General features: G+C 59.0%; 19 protein-coding genes. 10 read left to right on the top strand and 9 right to left on the bottom strand.

The features are described 5' to 3' along the window. Positions 1-59 precede the first annotated feature (59 nt). Entirely contained in the window at positions 60-1,136 is a 1,077-nt protein-coding gene (locus HX868_RS03210; protein ID WP_016975370.1) for a 3-deoxy-7-phosphoheptulonate synthase, read from the top strand. Positions 1,137-1,202: 66 nt separating this feature from the next. On the opposite strand, the gene HX868_RS03205 is transcribed toward HX868_RS03210, so the two are convergent. After that, a complete protein-coding gene (locus tag HX868_RS03205; RefSeq protein ID WP_003189869.1) occupies positions 1,203-1,484 on the bottom strand; it encodes a GNAT family N-acetyltransferase in 282 nt (93 codons plus the stop codon). Positions 1,485-2,097: 613 nt separating this feature from the next. Between HX868_RS03205 and oprI the strand changes: the two genes are divergently transcribed. Next, the gene (gene oprI / locus HX868_RS03200; protein ID WP_003172710.1) at positions 2,098-2,349 is read left to right on the top strand and encodes an outer membrane lipoprotei OprI; all 252 of its coding nucleotides are present in this window, start codon (positions 2,098-2,100) and stop codon (positions 2,347-2,349) included. Positions 2,350-2,520: 171 nt separating this feature from the next. Here the strand turns inward: oprI and HX868_RS03195 are convergent, their stop codons facing one another. The 3 genes from HX868_RS03195 to HX868_RS03185 form a co-directional block, all read right to left on the bottom strand. Continuing rightward, on the bottom strand, positions 2,521-3,486 hold the full coding sequence (locus tag HX868_RS03195; protein ID WP_177001901.1) for a L,D-transpeptidase family protein: 966 nt from the start codon (positions 3,484-3,486) through the stop codon (positions 2,521-2,523). A 73-nt stretch (positions 3,487-3,559) separates the two neighbouring features. Next, entirely contained in the window at positions 3,560-3,853 is a 294-nt protein-coding gene (locus tag HX868_RS03190; RefSeq protein ID WP_010211879.1) for a hypothetical protein, read from the bottom strand. Positions 3,854-3,911: 58 nt separating this feature from the next. Next, positions 3,912-4,517 carry an arylesterase gene (locus HX868_RS03185; RefSeq protein ID WP_177001900.1) on the bottom strand — a complete coding sequence of 202 codons (606 nt, stop codon included), beginning with the start codon at positions 4,515-4,517 and terminating at the stop codon, positions 3,912-3,914. Between the two features lie 10 nt (positions 4,518-4,527). Between HX868_RS03185 and HX868_RS03180 the strand changes: the two genes are divergently transcribed. Further along, complete coding sequence (locus HX868_RS03180) at positions 4,528-5,211, top strand: ABC transporter ATP-binding protein (RefSeq protein WP_005786391.1); 684 nt, start codon at positions 4,528-4,530, stop codon at positions 5,209-5,211. Further along, positions 5,211-7,721 carry an ABC transporter permease gene (locus tag HX868_RS03175; protein ID WP_177001899.1) on the top strand — a complete coding sequence of 837 codons (2,511 nt, stop codon included), beginning with the start codon at positions 5,211-5,213 and terminating at the stop codon, positions 7,719-7,721. The genes HX868_RS03180 and HX868_RS03175 overlap by 1 nt, the downstream gene beginning before the upstream one ends. A 45-nt stretch (positions 7,722-7,766) precedes the next feature. On the opposite strand, the gene greB is transcribed toward HX868_RS03175, so the two are convergent. Together greB and HX868_RS03165 are read right to left on the bottom strand one after the other, a co-directional pair. Further along, on the bottom strand, positions 7,767-8,240 hold the full coding sequence (greB, locus tag HX868_RS03170; protein ID WP_025999661.1) for a transcription elongation factor GreB: 474 nt from the start codon (positions 8,238-8,240) through the stop codon (positions 7,767-7,769). A gap of 113 nt (positions 8,241-8,353) precedes the next feature. Then, complete coding sequence (locus tag HX868_RS03165; RefSeq protein ID WP_177001898.1) at positions 8,354-9,340, bottom strand: hypothetical protein; 987 nt, start codon at positions 9,338-9,340, stop codon at positions 8,354-8,356. 219 nt (positions 9,341-9,559) lie between these two features. Here HX868_RS03165 and HX868_RS03160 point away from each other — a divergent pair, with 219 nt between their 5' ends. From HX868_RS03160 to HX868_RS03150, 3 genes are read left to right on the top strand one after another with little or no spacing between them, the layout of a single operon-like run. Then, positions 9,560-10,486 (top strand): ABC transporter ATP-binding protein, encoded by a 927-nt coding sequence (locus HX868_RS03160; protein WP_177001897.1) that lies wholly within the window; start codon positions 9,560-9,562, stop codon positions 10,484-10,486. Further along, positions 10,483-11,208 carry an ABC-2 transporter permease gene (locus HX868_RS03155; protein WP_177001896.1) on the top strand — a complete coding sequence of 242 codons (726 nt, stop codon included), beginning with the start codon at positions 10,483-10,485 and terminating at the stop codon, positions 11,206-11,208. Before HX868_RS03160 ends, HX868_RS03155 begins: the two co-directional genes overlap by 4 nt. A gap of 15 nt (positions 11,209-11,223) precedes the next feature. Then, positions 11,224-12,951, top strand: coding sequence for a Gldg family protein (locus HX868_RS03150; protein WP_177001895.1), 1,728 nt, complete (start codon positions 11,224-11,226; stop codon positions 12,949-12,951). A gap of 4 nt (positions 12,952-12,955) precedes the next feature. On the opposite strand, the gene HX868_RS03145 is transcribed toward HX868_RS03150, so the two are convergent. The 3 genes from HX868_RS03145 to HX868_RS03135 form a co-directional block, all read right to left on the bottom strand. After that, entirely contained in the window at positions 12,956-13,264 is a 309-nt protein-coding gene (locus tag HX868_RS03145; RefSeq protein ID WP_016975361.1) for a hypothetical protein, read from the bottom strand. A 246-nt stretch (positions 13,265-13,510) separates the two neighbouring features. Then, positions 13,511-13,945, bottom strand: coding sequence for a DoxX family protein (locus tag HX868_RS03140; protein WP_028615629.1), 435 nt, complete (start codon positions 13,943-13,945; stop codon positions 13,511-13,513). Between the two features lie 103 nt (positions 13,946-14,048). Further along, positions 14,049-15,470, bottom strand: coding sequence for an MltF family protein (locus tag HX868_RS03135; RefSeq protein WP_177001894.1), 1,422 nt, complete (start codon positions 15,468-15,470; stop codon positions 14,049-14,051). A 237-nt stretch (positions 15,471-15,707) separates the two neighbouring features. Between HX868_RS03135 and HX868_RS03130 the strand changes: the two genes are divergently transcribed. The 3 genes from HX868_RS03130 to HX868_RS03120 form a co-directional block, all read left to right on the top strand. Further along, positions 15,708-16,514 carry a TatD family hydrolase gene (locus tag HX868_RS03130; RefSeq protein WP_177001893.1) on the top strand — a complete coding sequence of 269 codons (807 nt, stop codon included), beginning with the start codon at positions 15,708-15,710 and terminating at the stop codon, positions 16,512-16,514. Positions 16,515-16,610: 96 nt separating this feature from the next. After that, entirely contained in the window at positions 16,611-18,092 is a 1,482-nt protein-coding gene (locus HX868_RS03125) for a methyl-accepting chemotaxis protein (protein ID WP_177001892.1), read from the top strand. 198 nt (positions 18,093-18,290) lie between these two features. Next, a partial coding sequence (locus HX868_RS03120; protein ID WP_177001891.1) for a DUF6531 domain-containing protein occupies positions 18,291-21,459 on the top strand: 3,169 nt, incomplete at its 3' end.

Below are 21,459 nucleotides of genomic sequence, written 5' to 3'. Positions count from 1 at the left end.
GTGCTCCGCCGCACGGGGATGGCTGGCGGCCGGCACCCGTGACCCTGACGAGTAACACGATGGCTGATTTACCGATCAATGACCTAAACGTCGAATCCAACGAGACCCTGATCACGCCCGATCAGCTCAAGCGCGAAATTCCTTTGAGCGATGCTGCCCTGCAGACCGTCACTAAGGGCCGCGAAGTCATCCGTGACATTCTCGACGGCACCGACCACCGCCTGTTCGTCGTCATCGGGCCTTGCTCGATCCACGACCTGAAGGCTGCCCACGAGTACGCCGAGCGCCTCAAAGTGCTGGCGGCGGAAGTGTCCGACACCCTGTACCTGGTGATGCGCGTCTATTTTGAAAAACCGCGTACCACTGTGGGCTGGAAAGGCTTGATCAACGACCCGTACCTGGACGACTCGTTCAAGATCCAGGACGGTCTGCATATCGGTCGTCAGTTGCTGCTGGACCTGGCCGAGATGGGCCTGCCCACCGCCACCGAAGCCCTCGACCCGATCTCCCCGCAGTACCTGCAGGACCTGATCAGTTGGTCGGCCATCGGCGCACGTACCACCGAATCCCAGACTCACCGCGAAATGGCGTCCGGCCTGTCCTCGGCCGTAGGCTTCAAGAACGGCACCGACGGCGGCCTGACCGTGGCGATCAACGCGCTGCAATCGGTCTCCAGCCCGCACCGTTTCCTGGGGATCAACCAGGAAGGTGGCGTGTCCATCGTCACCACCAAGGGCAACGCCTACGGTCACGTGGTGCTGCGCGGTGGCAACGGCAAGCCCAACTATGATTCGGTCAGCGTTGCGCTGTGCGAACAGGCACTGAACAAGGCCAAGATCAAGCCGAACATCATGGTCGATTGCAGCCACGCCAACTCCAACAAGGACCCGGCCCTGCAGCCGCTGGTGATGGAGAACGTCGCCAACCAGATCCTCGAAGGCAACCAGTCGATCATCGGCCTGATGGTCGAGAGCCACCTGAACTGGGGCTGTCAGGCGATTCCAAAAGACCTGGCCGACTTGCAGTACGGCGTGTCGATCACCGATGCCTGCATCGACTGGGCCGCTACTGAAAACACGCTGCGCAGCATGCATGCCAAGCTCAAGGACGTTCTGCCTAAACGCAAACGCACCTGAGTCTGTATCGAGCGCAAACAAAAACGCCGGGCTAAACCCGGCGTTTTTCATGGTGTTGTTTACGGTTTACAGCTTCGCAGCATGGCGCTGATGGCGCTCCATGTAGCGTTCGACATAGGAGCAGGACGGGATCACCGTGTAGCCAGCCTCTTCGGCGAACTTCAAGGCTTCCTCGGTCAGTGCCGCCGCAATCCCCCGGCCCCGCAGTGCGTTAGGCACGAAGGTCCGATAGATATCCAGGGTCTGTTTGCCGAGGTCCATATAGGTCAGATAGGCACGATGACCGTCCACATTGGTCTCGAACTGATGACCAGCCTGGTCATGGTGGATGGACAACGCCTCGCTCATCACTACTCCTCGCGGGTCTTGGTTTCTGACCCCTACCTTACCGATGTTTTTCCGGCGAAGGAACATCTACGCCACCCCGTGCCGGTTTCGACATCGAGAAAACCCTGAGCGCTTACAACCAGCCCGTAGGGAATAGTAGGCACCAATCCTGAAATTGCTCAAGGCGCGCTCGTCATCCCCTGCTGCTGGTGGATATAGAAAGGGCTCCGATCAACCTGGGATCGAAAGCCTGAACATTGCCGGCAGTTGAACCTTAAGACGAACAGGCGCTCTTAAAGTCACCTCTACATGCGTAAAAGATGCTGGGCAACGCAAAGCCAGGCTGAACGAAAGTGTCAGCGTGGATATATAAATTTTCATCTGTTTACAAGGCTTAACACATGCGGGCCGGCCCTTTCAGCCTGGATCCAATTTTTGCCTGTTTGAAAAAAATTGGACGGTTTTTATACAAACCTCCAAAAGATTAGCCAAAATAGATTCGGCGCGAGAATTTTTTTTGCTTCTTGCGCTACGTCAGTTTACTTACTACAAGTAATGGGTAGTATGTACGCCGGCTATTAGCTCACTCTGGGCTAACTAGCCATCTAATAGAAAGTCCTTGAAGGGGAACACGATGAACAACGTTCTGAAATTCTCTGCTCTGGCTCTGGCCGCAGTTCTGGCTACCGGTTGCAGCAGCGTCTCCAAAGAAACCGAAGCTCGTCTGACTGCAACTGAAGACGCAGCAGCTCGCTCCCAGGCCCGTGCAGACGAAGCCTACCGTAAAGCTGATGAAGCTCTGGCTGCTGCTCAAAAAGCACAACAGACTGCTGACGAAGCTAACGAGCGCGCTCTGCGTATGCTTGAAAAAGCTAGCCGCAAGTAATAATCCTTCGGGGTTGTTATCAAGCCGATCCATTTATGGGTCGGCTTTTTTATTGCCTGAATTTCCTACGATCTTTTGTAGGAGCGGGCTTGCCCGCGAAGGTCCTCAACCATGGCGCGCAAGCCCTGGACTAACGCGGTGATCTCAAGTTTTTCGCGAGCAAGCTCGCTCCTACAAGGGATCGATCGGCGCACTGGCGGCCACCGAGGCTGCGCCAGGCACGCCGATTTCCGTCGGCAAGCCGTCCTCCGCCGCTACCACGTCACGCACCTGGTCCCAGTTCACGCGCAATTGGTTGGCCAAGTCTTCACGCTTGAGCAAAGCGTTGATGACGGCGGTGTGTTTGTCGACCACCGACGGCGTACCGTCATCATTCAACGGCGTATGGGCTTCAAGGTAGACCTTGCCACCACTGCGACCGAACTTGTAGGCGTCGTTGATGATGCGCACCGACGTCCCCACCGGCACCATGCCCGCCATCTCCAGCACGTTGTTGTTGAACATGCGGAAGCAGCCGTGGCTTGTACGCGTGCCGATACCAAATTTCATGTTGGAACCGTGGATCAGGTAACCCGGCGTACCGAGGGTGAACTTGAACGGGCCCAGCGGGTTGTCCGGACCGGCCGGCACCACGTTGGGCAGCGGGTCGCCATTGGCGGCGTGCTCGGCCTTGATCGACGCAGGCGGCGTCCAGGTCGGGTTGGGGGTCTTGGCAATGATGCTAGTGTGGGCGATCGGCGAACCCCAGCCTTCACGACCGATCCCCAACGGGAACGTGTAGACCACGTTCTGGCCCTTGGGGAAGTAATAGAGTCGGTATTCCGCCAGGTTGATCACAATACCTTCGCGCGGGCCCGGCGGCAGGATGAAGCGCGTCGGCAACACAATCTCGGTGCCCGCGCCCGGCAACCAGGCATCTACGCCCGGGTTGGCCGCGACCATCTCCGAGTAACCCAGGTCATAAGTGGTTCCCAAGTCAGCAAAGGTGTCTTCGTACTTGGCCTTGATCACCTGGACCTGGCCGACGATGTCTTCACCTGGTGGTGGCAAGGGCAACTGCAGGGCTGACGCAGAACCGGCCGCGCAGAGCGCAGCGAGAGACAGGCAGCAGGTGACGACGGAAAGGCGCGACAACATCCGGTAAATCCTTCGCAGAACGACGGGGAGGTAAACATCGATTGTATACGTGAAGCGCGCTTCTAGCTGCCCCCTACAACTCGAAACGCAGCTCCGGCCAGATCGGCGGCGTGCCGCGCTTCTGGGATTCCAGGATCGCACGGCACAAAGGGCACAGGCGCTGGTCCTGGAAGATCGAACGATCGACCCGCGACCAACGCGGTTGCGCAGGCAATAATGTGCCGCACAGGGTGCGATCAATGGAGCCGCCCAGTTCCAGTTGACGCGCCACCAGATGCACCCGCACTTCCTGGCAGGCGAACAGATCCAGCTGCTCGTCCGGCTCGATCAGTTGGTAGTTAAACAGGGACCAGGCAGGACGCGACATCAGGGGCTCCAAATCGGGGGGGCGCCACCTTAGCCGAAAGCCTGCCGGTAGAAAAGCGTCATAGCAGCGGTTTTAGCGTCGGCCAGACATTTTCCAGCAACTTGCCCTGAGCGCCGACCGCCGGGTGCAGTTGATCGGCCTGCATCAGCTCCGGGTGCCCGCCCACACCGTCGAGGAAAAACGGCACCAGCGGGACGTTTTTTTCCTTGGCCAGCACACCATAGACTTCGGCAAATGCAGTGGTGTATCGCGGGCCATAATTGGGTGGCAACTGCATCCCCAACAACAACACCTTGGCCCCGCCGGCCTTGGACTGGTCAATCATCGACGCAAGATTTTGTTGCAATTGCGCAGGCGGCTGCCCACGCAGGCCATCGTTACCGCCCAGCTCGATCACCACCACGTCCGGCTTATGCTCTGCAAGCGCCGTCGGCAGCCGCGCCAGGCCTCCGGCACTGGTGTCGCCACTGATGGAGGCATTGACCACTTTATCGTCGAAACCTTCCTGCTTGAGCCGTTGCTGCAGCAGGGCAACCCACCCTTTGCTGGTATCCAGGCCGAAACCGGCACTGATACTATCGCCAACGATCAGGACTGTACCCGCCGCTGCGTTCTGGGCCATGCACATCAAGGCCAGGCCAGCACTCAAAAACCACATTCGCATCGGATTCTCCATGGGCGCAAGCATTCTCACCGCGCGGAACCTTAGCAAAGTGGTTCCCAGCGCGGAAGGTGAACTGACTATCCTGCACGAACTGAGCCTGGAACTGAACAAGGGCGATAGCCTGGCTATCGTCGGCAGTTCCGGTTCCGGCAAATCCACCCTCCTCGGCCTGCTGGCCGGCCTCGACCTGCCCAGCAGCGGCGAAGTCACCCTCGCCGGGCAAGCCCTCAGCACCCTCGACGAAGACCAACGCGCACGTATCCGTGCCGAGCACGTGGGCTTCGTATTTCAGTCGTTCCAACTGCTCGACAGCCTCAACGCCCTGGAAAACGTCATGCTGCCGCTGGAGCTGGACGGCCGCAAAGACGCCCGTGAGCGCGCCCGGCACCTGCTGGAACGTGTCGGCCTGGGCCAACGCCTGACTCACTCGCCACGCCAACTCTCCGGTGGCGAGCAACAACGGGTAGCCATTGCCCGCGCCTTTGCTGCGGAGCCGGACGTGCTGTTTGCCGATGAACCCACCGGCAACCTCGACAGCCACACCGGCGAGCGCATCAGCGACCTGCTGTTCGAACTCAACAAAGAGAGCGGCACGACCCTGGTGCTGGTCACCCACGACGAGCGCCTGGCCCATCGTTGCCGACGCCTGATCCGCCTTGAAGCCGGCCTGATGGTCGCGCCCCTGGAGCCTTGATGGCACGTTTGCCGCTATTGCGCCTGTTCAGCCTTGCCATGCGCCAACTGCTGCGCGACGCCCGCGCCGGCGAATTGCGCGTGTTGTTCTTCGCCTTGCTGGTGGCCGTGGCCGCCAGCACCGCCATCGGCTATTTCGGTGCGCGCCTCAATGGTGCGATGCTGTTGCGCGCCACCGAGTTCCTCGGCGCCGACCTGGTACTTGAAGGCAGCTCGCCGGCCCGCCCCGAGCAAATCCAGTCAGGCACCGAGCTGGGCCTGGATCATGCCCGGGTCGTGGAGTTTTCCAGCGTCATTGCCACCGATAACGGCATCCAGCTTTCCAGCATCAAGGCGGTCAATGAGCAGTACCCGCTACGCGGAGAACTCAAAAGCGCGGCGGCACCCTTTGGTGATGAAACCCCAGGCGGCGGACCGAAACCCGGTGAAGCCTGGGTGGAAGCACGATTGCTGACGGCGCTGGACCTCAAGGTCGGCGACAGCATTGACGTGGGCATGAAGACGCTGCGCCTGGCCCGCGTGCTGACCTACGAGCCGGACCGCGCCGGCAATTTCTACAGCCTTACCCCCAGGGTAATGATCAACCTGGCGGACCTGGATGCCACCGGCGTCGTGCAACCCGGCAGCCGCGTCAGTTTCCGCGAGTTGTGGCGTGGGCCGCAGGGCAGTACCGCGCTGCAAACCTATCGTGATCTGATCAAGCCAGGCCTCGCCGCCAACCAGCGCCTGCAAGACTCACGGGATGGCAACCAGCAGATCGGCGGCGCCCTCGGCAAGGCCGAGCGCTATCTGAACATGGCCAGTCTGGTGGCCGTCCTCTTGGCCGGTGTGGCCGTGGCGCTGTCGGCCAATCGCTTCGCCACCCGACGCTTCGACGCGAGTGCCTTGCTGCGCTGCCTGGGATTGTCGCGACGTGAAGCCATGTTGCTGTTCAGCCTGCAATTGACTGTACTGGGGTTGCTGGCCAGCCTTGCCGGCGCTCTGCTCGGCTGGCTGGCACAATTCGGCCTGTTCTACTTCCTCCACGACCTGCTGCCATCGGACGTGCCACCCGGCGGACTGTTACCAGCCATTGCCGGGATCGGCACCGGGCTGGTCGCACTTGCCGGCTTCGCCCTGCCGCCCCTGGCTGCACTGGGTCGCGTGCCACCGCTGCGGGTGTTGCGTCGCGACCTGCTGCCGATCCCTTCCAGTACCTGGTTGGTCTATGGCGCAGCACTGTTCGCATTGGGCCTGATCATGTGGCGCCTTAGCCTCGACCTGGTGCTGACCTTCGCCCTGCTCGGCGGCGGCGTGGTCGCGGCATTGGTTCTCGGCGGCCTGCTCCTGCTGCTGTTGCAAAGCCTGCGCCGCCTGCTGGCCCGCGCCTCCCTGCCGTGGCGACTGGGCCTGGGCCAACTGTTGCGTCATCCACTGGCGGCGGCCGGTCAATCCCTGGCATTCGGTTTGATCCTGCTCTCCATGGGTTTGATCGCCCTGCTGCGTGGCGAGCTGCTCGACACCTGGCAAAACCAACTGCCCAAGGATGCCCCCAACTATTTCGCCTTGAATATCCTGCCGGCCGACAAGGACGCGTTCGGCGCCCGCCTTCTGGAACTGCAGGCACAGTCCGCGCCGTTGTATCCGGTGGTGCCAGGTCGCTTGATCAGTATCAATGGCGAGCCCGTGCAGGAAATCGTCAGCAAGGACTCCAGTGGCGATCGCGCGGTGCAACGCGACCTGAGCCTGACCTGGGCTGCCGACCTGCCACCGGGCAACGCCCTGACCGCCGGTGCATGGTGGTCACAGCAACCTACCGATGAAATCCCCGGCGTATCGGTCGAGGCCAAGGTTGCGGAAAGCCTCAAGCTCAAGCTCGATGATCACCTGGTGTTTACGGTAGGTGGGGAGAACCGTGAAGCGCGGGTGACCAGCCTGCGGACCATCAACTGGGATAACTTCCAGCCCAACTTCTTCATGATTTTCCAACCGGGTACCTTGAAGGATTTGCCGGCCACCTACCTGACCAGCTTCTACCTGGCGCCTGGGCATGACCAGCAGATCGTCGACCTGTCCCGCGCTTTCCCGGCGGTGACCATCCTGCAAGTCGAGGCACTCTTGGAGCAGTTGCGCAGCATCCTCGCCCAAGTGACCCTGGCGGTGGAATACGTACTGCTGTTTGTCTTGGCGGCGGGGATGGCGGTGTTGTTCTCCGGCCTCCAAGCCACCCTCGATGAGCGTATCCGCCAAGGGGCCCTGCTACGTGCACTGGGCGCGGAACGCAAGCTGCTGGTCAAGGCCAGGCGTATCGAGTTCGGTTTGCTGGGTGCCGTGAGTGGCCTGCTTGCAGCGCTCGGGACCGAGTTGGTGACCTTTGTGCTGTACCGCTATGCGTTTGACCTGGCCTGGCAGCCTCATCCGTGGCTGTTGCTGCTGCCGGTGATAGGTGCCGTATTGATCGGCGGTGCGGGTGTATTCGGCACTCGCCGCGCACTCAACGCCAGCCCGTTGACCGTGTTGCGTGAAGGCTGAAACGCAGTCGGCCCATGTTCATCACTGAACACGGGCCGACTTCACTCACTTCACATAGTCGATGCCGGTGATCCACCAGCACACTTCTCCACCCGGGGTCTGCACGATGGCCTCATCGTCTACTTCCTTGCGCAACAACGCACGGGCCATGGGTGAATCGATGGAGATGTAGTCCATCCGATCATAAATCTCGTCATAGCCGACAATGCGAAAACGCTTGGTCTCACCCGCCTCGTTTTCGATGTCCACCCAAGCGCCGAAGAACACCTTGCCCTCCTGCTCAGGCATGTACTCCACCACACGCATGTCTTCCAGGCGCTTGCGCAGGTAACGCACGCGACGGTCGATCTCACGCAGCAGCTTCTTGTTGTACTGGTAATCGGCGTTTTCGCTGCGATCTCCCAGCGAGGCCGCCCAGGTCACTTTGCGCGTAGTGTCCGGGCGCTTTTCGCGCCACAGGTAATCCAACTCCTTTTTCAGCGCTTCATGACCTTCTTTGGTAATCAGCTTGGTACTCAAACGCTTGCATCCCGAGGCAATGTCCATAGGTGCCGATGTGCCTGTGCTTAGAGCCCAGGCGTCGGCTGGCTGGCGTTGATGATAAATGAACCGGCGAAAGTAGCCAGGCCAGTCTAGCCATCCAACGCCTGATCCAGCTCAAGCAGCACGCCACGCAGACTCTGTCGCAAGCTCGATACCTGCGACGTTATCACCTTCAGGGCTTCGGTCCTCTGGCTGACCGCAAGTGAATGATCATGCAATTGAGTGGTACGTTGCTCCAGTTCTCCAACCTTCTCATCCAATTGTTTCTGCTCCTGCTGCAATCGCGCTTGCCATTGCTCAAGTGCCGATTCCCGCTCAATGGCCGCAAGTTTTTGCTGGGTCAACTCTTGGGCCACACGGGCAAGGTTGGTCAACGTACTGTCCACTTCGAGCAGCGTGCTGTGGTCGTCGGGAGCAGGCCGTATCAGTGGTGCAGGCACACCGGGAGGCGGCGGGATGACCGGTGCGGTTTGCGCCATCATCAAGGGGGCTTCGAGAGGTGGCTTGCGACTCTCCTCAACGGGCTGCTCATGCACAAGTGTCCGGACGGGTTCGGAAGGGTTGATCGTTTTAGGAGACGAACTCAATTGGGACGAGAAACGAATGGACGGCACAATCACCGAAGCGCTCTCGATCGCTGGGAGCGTGGGTGCAGACATGCCCAGAGTGATCACCTTCATCACCAACGCCTTTTTGATGATCACCGAATGATGGTCCTCGGGCCTTGCAGGCGGCAGCTTGCAGCCTTTCAAATCGACAAAGTGATAGGGCGCCTGGGTTTCGGTACCTCCCCCCGCCTTCATGCCCGAAGCCGCCAACGTCAGAATTTGCTTGAACACGTGCAAGGCCAACTGCAGGTCTTCCTTAGACTCCACCCCGCCCAGAAAATATCGATCAACTTTCTTACGTAACGCGGCGATATAAACCCTGGAACTTTCCGGTTCCACTTCCTCATCCAGACTGTAAACAAGAAAGTTGGAGGCTGTCTGGCCTACAGCAAAACCACAGAGCAGTGCGCCGTTAACGGGAGTATCTTGCCCGTTGCGCTCAAGAACAAGGGTACGTAGCAGCATCATGGCATCAACGCCTCATTGTGCAGGGTAGAAAGTTTATCTAAACAACCAATAAACATTCAAAAATTGGACATTCTGAAACCTAACACATTGTTTCAGCGGCTTGCCCAACTCGCACGTAGGACTTCTCTTATTAATAATTATCGGCGTTCCCTAAAACGACCATTACCCGTACCCTTTTTTCACGCCCCCTACGTCACGCCAAACTTATTCGGTAAAAAAATGATCGAAATAAGCAATCTGACAAAACACGCGGGTAGCACAACTGTACTCAGCGACCTTTCATTCAGTGCTCATCAACCAGAATGCCTAGGCCTATTCGGACAGGATCCGATGGCCAAAACAACTCTGTTCAATGCAATAGCGGGTTCAACACAGCCGTCCAGTGGCTATATAAGCATCCAAGGTTTCGACACACAGACCCATGCACTTAAAGCGAGACAACTCGTCGGCTATCAATTGTCTGGGGACCTCGGCCATCCAACGATGTCCGTCAAAACGTTCCTTGGTTTCATTGCTGCCGTGCGCGGCTTCCACGGCGCCGAAAAACGCGCGCGGCTGGAAAAAGCGGTCGCACGGCTGGATCTGTTTCAAGTGCTCAACGCGCCCCTCGACGCCCTTTCCATCGGCTGGAAACGTAAAGTCGCCATTGCCCAGGCCGTCCTGCACGACCCTGCGGTGTTACTGCTGGATGAGCCAACTGAAGGACTCGCACCTGATCAAAAGCATACATTCAGGGCGCTTATCCAATCATTGACGCAAGAAATGACAGTCATCATCGCCTCTCGTCACTGCGATGAGCTCTCTGAGTTGTGTACCCGTGCATTGGTCATCGCAAGCGGTCGCCTGGTCACCGATACCCCACTGCCCGAGTTGCAACGCGACTCGCGCCATTTCCAGGCGGTCACTCTCGCTGCGGATACCCCGCTGGACCTACTGGCACTGGCCGTACTGCCCGGGGTGGCTGGCATTGAGGAACATCGCCATGCACCCGGTACGGTAACTGTTCTCGCCATGCCAGGGCATACCATCTACCCCCATATCAACATGCTGATTGCCAGTCGCCGCTGGAAGATCAACTCGCTGAGCCTGGAACCAGGTCGCCTGAATGATGTGGTCCACCATCTGAGCCAGGAGGCGCCTCTTTGAAATTTTTGCCTGTCATTTTCGAGCGTCAACTCGCCAGCTACGCCAGTGCCCCCGGTACTTACCTGAATATTGCGGTCTTCCTAATACTTTCAGTGACGCTGGGGGGGTATATAAGCCCGTGGCTGGAACAAAACGGCAGTGACCTGCAGGTATTCGTCCAGTTCCATCCCTGGCTCTATTTACTCTTCATTCCCGCCTTGACCACACGATTATGGTGGGATGAGTCCAATGCCGTTTTTTTCGACCTGATGAAGACCCTGCCCCTCACGACCTTTGAATGGGTTGTCGGAAAATTCCTCGCCGCCTGGCTCGTAGCAGGCACTGCCCTGCTCCTGATGTTTCCTCTCGTCATCGTGACCAACTACTTGGGCCGTGCGGATAACAGCGTTATTGCTTCGCAACTTTTCGCAAGTTGGCTGCTGGCAGGAAGTTATCTGTCAGTCGGTTGTTTTATATGCGCACTGGTACGTCAGCGCACTGTAATATTCTTACTGACCCTGGGCTTACTTCTTACAGCCAGCGGACTTTCCTCCCTCTTGGACGCACTTGAACAGCAAGCCCCTATTGGATTGATCGACAACCTCGCTTCACTCAGCCCTGCTTTGCGATTCAGCAGTATCGATCATGGAAAGCTCACACTGCGTGACACGCTTTACTTCATCAGCATGATCTTCGCTTTTCTCGCTGCGACGACAGCCACCCTCAACTATAAATACAGCTGAGAAGGGAAATCCTTAATGCGGTCCTCGCTGCGCACCGGCATGACACTCATCGTTACCTTACTACTTTTCCTAGCGTTCAATCTGGTTTGGATAGGTAAACTTCCTGATCTACGGTGGGATCTTTCTGAGCAAAAATCTCACACGTTAACGCCCACCGCACGACAGCTACTCGCTAGGTTGGAAGACCCGGTGGATTTGTATTACTTCAACTCCAACAACGATCCTAAAAGAAGCTATGCCGTGCAGCGCTACAGCAAGCATATTGAAGACCTGCTCAAGGAGTACGAAGAAACCGCCAATGGCATGATCAATCTGCACCTTGTTGAACCAGCCCCTTTTTCGGAGGATGCCTACAAAGCCCGACTATCTGGCCTTCAGGACAATGCCGGGTTTCTCGGGCTTATCGGTACCCGCGCCGGTCACGGTGTACGAAGAATTGCCGCCTTCAGCCTCGACCAAAAACCGTTGCTTGAGTATGAAATCAGTCATCTGCTCTACAAGTTGCAACAGCCGAAGCGGCCAGTCGTTGCGCTGCTGTCAGGGCTGGCGATGAGCGAGTCTGCGGGTCGTCTGTTGCAGGATTTGCGGCAAGAATTCGATTTGGTCAATCTGGAATCGACTGTCGCGTCAATTCCTGCCCCCATCCAAACACTGATGGTCGTGCACCCTCAGGAGGTGTCTGAACGGACCCTGTATGGCATTGAACAATTTGTCTTGAGAGGCGGCCGATTGATGGTGTTTATCGACCCCTTGAGTGAACAGCGCCCGAACCGTCCCGGCAACACGCGGCTGAACGAACTACTTGCCGCATGGGGTATCCAGATGCCTGCGGACAAAGTGGTAGTCGACAACCTCTACACGCCACGGGAGACACTGGGTAAGCCCAATCAGGTCAGGCTGAACCTGCCCCGGCAGGCGATGAACACACATGACATCAGTGCATGGAACCTCAATAGGGTCACGGTATCGAGCACGGGTGCTCTCTTCCGACTGGGCAAGAGCCGTACGACCTTCAGCCCGCTCCTGCAAAGTTCCGAACAATCAGTCCTGTTGGACGCCAATAGCCTCAAAAGCACCACCACGATGGACTCAATAATTGAAGAGGCGTCGAATCAGGAACGGCGTCATGTCATTGCTGCGCGTATCGAGGGGCCGAGCTATTCGGTGTTTCCTGATGGTATCCAGGGGCAGCCGCCTGGCTTGCGCAAAGCTGCACAGATTCATGTCGTGGTCGTTGCTGACACGGACATGCTCATGGATACGGTCAACAGCGCGGCACCGGACGGCAACGCGCTGTTTGTCCTGAATACATTGGACAACCTGTCCGCCCCCGACACACTGGCCGCCATACGCCCGCGCGAGGCGCAGGAAAGATCACCCAATGCGCTGGAAGGCATGCGCGAAGTCGCGAAACAGGCCTATCGCCTGAAGGCCGGCGAACTGGAGCGGCGCCTGCAGCGCACGGAACAGGAATGGCAACGACTTAGCCCATGGACAACCGCCCTCGGCACCCAGGCTGTGGACACTAGCACCCGGTTGCAGGCACTCAACAAGGAGCGACTGCGCTTGCCCATGGAGCTGCACACGCTGGAGCACGAAGCTTATGCGCAGGTACGTCGAATGGAGCTGACTATAAAACTGGTCGTGACCTTTGCGATACCACTGACGTTATGCCTGATCGCCTGGTTGGTCTTTCTGGGCCAACGCCGTCGCCGGCTGAAAGCCGGCAGCATCATTCACTGAACGCTCAACGACGGGCGATCAGCCCTTGCCGGGCAATGCGGGTCAACTGACGGATGACCTCATCGGCGTCGCCAGCACTGGGCGCCTGGATAACCGCAAGGTCAAAACTGTTGCTGGCGAACCGCGCAAGGGAATCGCCATCTTCGACAAACTGGATCAGGAACGCGGAGGGTCTGCCCGTACGACGCGGCCAGCCGTCCAGGTAGCGCAACAGCGTCGGCTGGTGTTTGCCGCCCAGCAGAATTTTAGGATTGCGTTGAGTGAGGTCCGCGGTGATCGGGGCCAGGCGTATCAGGGGGCGTAGTGCATTCATCGTGTCGTGTCTCTGCCTCAAAAGTCTGCGGGCAGGTGAGAGGCAACACCGAACCAGCGCTTTAGCGGAATTTCGAAGCATGGAACATGCTTCTGTCGGGACCGATAACGATCACCCATGGCGCCCCGCAATTAGCTGTTTAAATCGGCGCATGAGCGGCATCCTAGAGAAGCCGGTGGGGCGGTGTCAAGAATCCCGATCAGCAAAAAGCCCGCACAGGGCGGGCCTCTTGAAGGTTTACGAGGATCAGTTGGCGATGGCGCGATCCGCAGACAGCTTGCCGGCGCCTTCCAGCAGTACCGCCAGCGAGCCACCGAGCAAGGCCAGGGCGAACTCATAACCGTTGTTGGCCATGAACAGACCGTTATGGATGTGCACCGAGAAGATCGCCACCAGCGACAGGATGGTCAGGCCCAGTGCCGCAGGACGAGCCAGCAGGCCGATGATCAATGCCAGGCCAGCAAAGAACTCGGTGCCGCCCGACAGCAACGCCATCAGCGTACCCGGCGCCAGGCCGATGCTTTCCATCCACTGGGCAGTGCCCGCCAGGCCGTAGCCACCAAACCAGCCGAACAGTTTTTGCGAACCGTGGGCGGCGAAGATGATGCCGACAACAATGCGCAGAATGGTCAGGCCGTAACCGGCGCGGGTGGACAGGATGCTTTTGATCAGTGGGCTCATGGTGATAATCCTTTTCAAAGTAGGGGTTGGTTGGCCGCTATATTAATCAGTTTAAACAATGATAAAAGCCGAAAAAATGCCTGATTAATATCGATAAAATCGATTACTTCCGTGAGGCGATTTTCGGCGCTGGCGGCTCCAGGGACTCCCGCTCCCGATCGAACGCCAAATAGTACTTGTTGACGCTATTAACATAGCTGACGCCGCCCATCCCTACCTGCTCCATGGCAATGCGTTCAACCTGGAAGAACCACTGATTGGGATTCAGCCCCCGGCGCTTGGCTTCAGTGCGCATGCCCTGCACCCGCTCCGGCCCCATGTTGTAGGCCGCCAATACAAAGGCCATTCGCTCACGCTCGTTGAGCTTGGGGCTGGCGAAGAACTTGCGACGGATCATCGCCAGGTAGCGCGCCCCCGCCTGCACGTTACTGTCGAGGCTCTCAATATTGTTGACTCCCACACGCTGCGCTGCCGAGGGCGTGATCTGCATCAGGCCGGTGGGCCCCCCACTGTTGCGGGCGCCAGGATCAAGCGCCGACTCTTTGAAAGCGAGTGCCGCCAGGTTCAGCCAATCCATGCCCTGCTCGCGGGCGTGCTTTTGCAACACCGGGCGCAGTTTTTCCAGGCGCTGACGGTCGACGCGCGCCAACGGATTGCGCACTTGATAGAGGCGCCGGTAGATCCGCTGGAACGCCACATCCTGGTCTGAGGGGGTTCGGTAGGTCTTGAGAAATCGATCAATGCTTGCCCGCAGCATCGAGGCATCCTGGCGCACAAACCAGTATTCGTCGCCCGGTTCGCTGATCGCCACCTGCTTGTCGAAGCGCAACTTGGGCAGGATCTTCGACCAGCGTTCGGCAATCGGTTTTTCAACAATAGTCAGGTGAAAAATACCCGCCTGGACCATCTCCAGCACATCTTCCACGGCCAGGGTCGGGTCCACCCATTCCACCTTGATGGGTGGCTGTTTGTGCAGGGCCAGCTTCTGGTTGACCTGGCTGATGGCATCCGCCGCCGCACTGCCGGTGGTCAGCGCCAGGGTGCGGCCCGACAGTTGCTCCAACTTGGTAAACCGTCGCTCTCCCTTCACCCCCACCAACCACAACGGTACATCGCTGACAATCGGGTCGCTGGTGCTGATCTTGTGCGCAGCCTTCACATCGAGCAATTCACCCGGCGCCACCAAGTCGCCTTCGCCACGGGCCAGCGCACCGAGCAGCTGGTCCTTGGCTTTGGGGATGATCTTGAAGTTGATTTCCTGGCCATCACGGGCGTGGCCATTGAGGTATTGCTCGAAGGCGCGCAGGCGGTGGTATTCGACACCAATAGCCTGGCCCTGGACCTCGCCGGAACTGTTTCGGCTCTGGTTGACCAATACACGCAGGGTGCGGCTGGAGCGAATTTCCGCCAGGTCGCGGACCTTACCGGGCTTGGTCACTTCCAGCGGCCCATCCAGACGCGCGACCGCCGCCATGGGCAGCAGCAACGTCAGGCACAACATAAGCAACGCCGAGGGTCGGATCATCCGCTCTCCGGAAAAGAATACTGGCCAACGCCCTCGCGAAAAACGAGGCGGTGGGAGTCAGAAACAGAGCGCTTGATGCGCAGGCTTTGCGCGCAACGGTGGCAGGACGAACGGCGGCTGGCCGACCACAATGTCACTTGCGACGTTCAAAGACAGCTATAACTCGTTGTAGTTCTTCGTTTTTCTTATAAATCTACAGCTCTGATATGCTTTCCGGCCGCAGGCGGAGATAGCACCATGCAACTCATTGATATCGGCGTCAACCTGACCAACCCTAGTTTCGACGAGAAGCACCAGGCTGTACTCGACCGCGCCTATGCCGCCGGTGTACAGCAATTGGTGCTCACCGGCACCAGCATCGAGGGCAGCGAACAAGCCCTGCAATTGTGCGAAAAACTCGATCAAAGCGGCCAGCGGCTGTTCAGCACCGCCGGCATCCACCCCCACTCCGCCAGCGACTGGAACGGCGACAGCGCCCAGCGTTTGCGCGCTTTGCTCAGCGAAAGCCGCGTGCGTGCGGTGGGTGAATGCGGGCTGGATTTCAACCGGGACTTTTCCCCGCGCCCGCAGCAAGAAAAAGTCCTCGAAGAACACCTGGCCCTGGCCGTCGAGCTCAAATTGCCGGTGTTTCTCCACGAACGTGACGCCAACCAGCGCCTGCTGGAAATTCTCAAGGACTACCGCGACCACCTCACCGCCGCCGTGGTGCATTGCTTCACCGGTGAACAGGCGGCGTTGTTCAGCTACCTCGACCTCGACTTGCACATCGGCATCACCGGCTGGATTTGCGACGAACGCCGTGGGACACACCTGCATCCACTGGTCAGGGAAATCCCCCGTGACCGTCTGATGCTGGAGAGCGACGCCCCCTATCTGCTGCCGCGCACCCTGCGCCCCAAGCCGAAAAATGGCCGGAATGAGCCGGCGTATCTGCCGGAAGTCCTGCGCGAAGTCGCCCTGCACCGCAACGAAAGCATGGAAGACCTCGCCCGTAACAGCACGGCATGCGCCCGCCGCTTCTTTGGGCTGCCTGAAGTGGATTGATGCGGCGCATTGACCCACGTCAAAACCGTCTCCCTGAATAGCGGCACAATAATGGCACCTTGCCAATGCTGTTTCCGCTATCAGAGAAAACCTTCCATGGGTGCCTGGCTTAGCAATATCTCGCTGAAATACAAATTCTGGGCCGTCAACGCGGTCGCCTTCATTACTACTCTGCTGCTGGTGCTGTATGCCGTGCAGCTTGAACAACAGGCGCGCAGCACAGCCTCCCTCGCCTCTGCGCAAGCACAAGCGCGGCTGCTTGGCGCCTGGCCGGCTGGGGAAGCACTGCCCAAGGGCGAGCACTGGCTGACGTTCAAACGCGGCCAAGTCCCACAACTGGCCGACCAGGATCTGTCAGCCCTGGGCAGCGACACGGGCTGGATCGAGCTCAATCACATGCCTGTGTTCGGCGAGAACCCACTGATGGGCGCCGAAGTCGTCGCCCGTCCTGATGGTCAATACGTCGCCGTCCTTGCCTACGCGCCCAGCCTGAGCCAGGTGTTCGAAGAGCGCTTCGCCAACTATGCGGTAGCGGTCATGATCCTGATGCTGGCGATGCTCGGTGCCTCGCAATTGCTGATCCGCTTCCTGCTCAGCCAACTCAACACCCTCAAGGACGTAATGCTGCACGTAGAGAAAACCGGCGACCTGTCGGCCCGCGTGCCCTTGGCGTGCAAGGACGAAGTCGGCCAGATGGCCAGCGCGTTCAACGCGATGCAGGCCGGCTACCAGAGAGTGGTCAGCACCGTAGCGCGTACTGCCCAACAGCTGGACGACGGCGCCGCGCGCCTCGCCAGCAGCATGAACGAGGTGCAACACGGCATGCTCGGCCAGCAAAGCGAAACCGACCAGGCCGCTACCGCCATCAACGAAATGACTGCAACGGTTTATCACATTGCCCAGCACGCAGGCGCCACTCGGGACCTGTCCCAGACCGCCGACACCCTCGCCGGCAGCGGCCAGGAAGTGGTCACCCGCGTGCAACGTTCGATCGCCGGCCTGTCTACAGGCGTGCAACAAACCGCCGAAATGATTCAGAAGCTCGCCGAAGACAGCCAGAAAATCAACGGCGTGGTCAGCGTGATCCACAGCATCGCCGAGCAAACCAACCTGCTCGCCCTCAACGCCGCCATCGAGGCCGCCCGCGCCGGGGAAATGGGCCGTGGCTTTGCCGTGGTCGCCGACGAAGTGCGCAACCTGGCCAAGCGCGTGCAAAGTTCCACCGACGAAATCACCCGCATGGTCTCGGCCCTGCAAGCCGGCACCCGCGACGCGGTGGACTTCATGCAGGAAAGCTCGTTCAAGGCCGACGACTGCGTGCAGCAAGCCCAGGAAGCGGGCGCCGCCCTCGCCGAAATCACCGGTGCCGTGGCGCAGATGCGCGAAAGCAACACCCAGATCGCTGTCGCCGCCGAACAGCAAAGCCACGTGGCCGAAGAAATGAACCGCGCGGTCGTCAGCATTCGCGACGTAACCGAGAACACCGTGCAGCAAACCGTGGACTCCGCGACCACCAGCAATGAACTGGCCACCCTGGCCGGGGAGTTGAGCAAAGCGATAGGGCAGTTGAAGCTGTAGGACTGTTCCCCCTGTAATCCACCGCCTACAACATAGCCTCGGTTTGCCCTAAGTTTTGGCGAAACTTCCTAGCCCTCCCGGCGAATAACGCCGACTTCTTTTCCCAACCAACCTCTCCAAAGTCTCTCGCCTGACCAATCAGCGCGAGGGACCGCCGATGCACCTTTCTATCAGTGCCCCACTCAATGGGGCCGTTTCATGATTCCGGTTATTGCGCAGTTCGTCCTCTCCCCCATGGATGCCGAAAGGCCGGACGTGGAAACCGTCCTGCGTGATTTCCGAACGTGCCTGAACGCATTTGACGAGTGGGCCGAAAGCTTCTGGAGCGGCTCGGCTCTGGACGTGGAGCAGGTGTTCAAGGTCGGCCAGGAAGTTTCCCTCGTCGCTCCCGCATCCTCCAAAAAGCCCAATCGCACGGTAGCTGTTTGCAAGGCCCAGGGCTCGTTGACCCTGGTGCATCTGTTTGAAAGCACTCGGTTTGTGCCCATCGGCAATACGCCGGTGATGCTGCAAGCCATCGGGTCGGACGGCACGCCATTCGGTGACCCTATCCGTCGAACCATCGACGCCAGCGGCATTCTTGAAGTCAGCGATTGCATCCGCGACCAGCGTTACCAGATCACTTTTTACCCCAACGTTTCCAAGGCACACGTCAAAGCGCTGTACGCGTCTTATCAGTCGGTGATCGCCGGGCTGGAACAGCGCTTGCGTGATGAATGGACGAAGACCTTCAAACCGCGATGGAAGGACTTCGCCAACGCCACGCCGTTCGAGCGCAGTGCGATGCAAGGCGTGGCGTTGGCGGGCGGGATTGGCAAGGCGCTCTACAACCTCTGGGATAACGTCACACAGTTGTACGACCTGTTGGCGGACCTCAAGGCCAATAGCGAGAAGTTGCTGAAGTACATCACCCAGGTCGAGCTGGACGAGCTACTGAAACTGGGCAAGGACGCCATCGCCCATGGCCTGCTGGTGCTCAGCGATGAGCCGCTGCTGTTCATCTATCTGTCGGCAATGGTCGCCTGGATACGCATGCTACCGCCGCCGGATATGTATGAACTGGTGGGCGAGATTACCGGCGAGATTCTGATCAATCTGTTTTTGATCTGGGCGACCCGGGGCATGGGCGTGCAGGTTCGGCTGGGTATGCAGGTGTTGGGGCATATCAAGTCGGGTCGGGTGCGTAAGTGGCTTGAGATGTTGGCCGATCAGTTGGTCGGGCCTCGGTTGGACGCGCATGTCGACGCGGCCAAACCGATGTTGCTGGGTAGCCCGGCGACGCCGATTCGGACGATTCCGGATGTGCCGTTGATGGCTGGGGATCAGGTGGTTTCCAACGCGGTGCCGGTGGTGCGGGACAAGGTTGGGCAGCGGACGGTGTTGGTGCGCCAGGAACATGTGGATGATGTGCCTGCTGTTGGGAAGAATCCGGCTGGGGATGCGGCGGCGTCGTCGGACAAGACGGCCACCAACGGCTGCCCGGTGTCGATGGTCACGGGTGAGGAACTGCTGACCCTCACCGATGGTGCGCTGGACGGGGCTCTGCCGTTTGAGTGGACGCGGTTGTATCGCACCAGCGCGGTGGAAGTGGATTGCGGGCTGGGGTTTGGCTGGAGTCACTCGCTGGCGCATCGGCTGAGTGTTTCCGGGGATTCGGTGGTGTGGACCGATCATGAGAATCGCTCGACTACCCTGCCCTTGCCCACGGTTTCTCGGCCTGCGATCACCAACAGTCTGGCGGAAGCGGCGATCTACTTGGGGTCATTGCCTGATGAGTTGGTGCTGGCTCAGTCGTCACGTTTCTACCACTTCCGCGACGGTGTGCTGACGGCGATCAGCGATGCGTATGACAACCGGCTGCGCATTTCTCGCAATTACCTGGGGCAGATTGAGCGGCTGGATAACGGCGTGGGACGTTCGCTGTTTTTGCGCTACGCATCGGGCCGCATTGTGGCGGTGGACTACCAGATTGAGCGGGCGGTGGACGACGGCCCGTTTGTTTGGGTGACAGAGCAGAACGTTGTTTCCTACGCCTATGACGCGGCGGGTCGGCTGGTTTCTGCGACCAATGCGGTAGGCGAAAGCGAGGTTTATCGGTACGACCAACAACACGTCATTCTTGAGCGTGGCTTGGCCGGTGGCGCAAGTTTCTTTTGGGAGTGGGAAAGGTCTGGTAAGGCGGCGCGATGTGTCCGCCATTGGGCCAGTTTCTCGCAGATGGGCACTCGGTATGCCTGGGACGATAACGGCCAGGTCACGGTGTTTAATGCCGATGGCAGTCAGGAAGTCTATGTGCATGACCAGCGGGCGCGGCTGGTGCAGCGGGTGGATCCTGACGGGGCCGAACATTTCAAATCCTACGATGACAAGGGAAGGCTGACGGTTGAGCAGGATCCGTTGGGGGCGATCACGGCCTACCAGTACGACGAAGCCGGGCGTTTGGTGGCGTTGTTTCCGGGGAATGATGAGCCAACATCCTACGAGCATGACAATGGGTTCGTACGGGTTGTGCGGCGTGGTGAAGCGGTTTGGAAATATGAGCGTAATGACCAAGGCGATGTTACGCGTAGGACCGGTCCTGACGGTAATTCGACTGAGTACAGCTACAACAAACGCGGGCAACTGACGCAGGTTTGGCTGCCGGATCACAGCTGTCATCGGCTGGTTTGGAATGAGCGGGGGCAATTGCTTGAAGAGCAGTTGCCGAATGGCGGAATCAAGCGCTATCGCTATGACGATCTCGGGCGAAAAATCAGCCAGGAAGACGAGCACGGCGCGCTCACGCAATTTGAGTGGAACCACGCTGGGCGATTAGTCCAAATCGTCTTGCCGAGCGGTGATACGCGTAAATATACCTACAACGCTTACGGAAAAATCACCTCCGAACGCGATGAACTCGGCCACGTCACCCGCTACGAATACGCCGACGGCCTGCACCTGATCAGCCGGCGCATCAACGCCGATGGCACTCAGGTCAAATACCGTTACGACAACGTCAGGTTGCTGCTGACCGAAATCGAAAATGAGGTGGGCGAAACCTACCGACTCCAGTATCACGCCAATGGCCTGATCCAACAGGAAACCGGGTTTGACGGTCGGCGCACGGCTTACGTCTACGACCTCAACGGCAACCTGCAGGAAAAGACCGAACACGGCGATGACGGCAGTCAGCTGGTTACCCGCTACGAGCGCGACTATGCCGGACGCCTCGTAAGAAAAACCCTGCCTGATGGCAACCTGGTCGATTACGCCTACGACCGTCAAGGCAATCTCCTAAGCGTCGAGGATGGCCATTGGGCCCTGGCCTACGAGTACGACACACAAAACCGCCTCACCGCCGAACACCAAGGCTGGGGCACGCTGCGCT

Source organism: Pseudomonas reactans, assembly GCF_013385825.1.
Taxonomy (GTDB): domain Bacteria; phylum Pseudomonadota; class Gammaproteobacteria; order Pseudomonadales; family Pseudomonadaceae; genus Aquipseudomonas; species Aquipseudomonas reactans.
The sequence above is the reverse complement of the archived record's forward strand: the minus strand, read 5'-3'. Positions and strand labels throughout refer to the sequence as shown.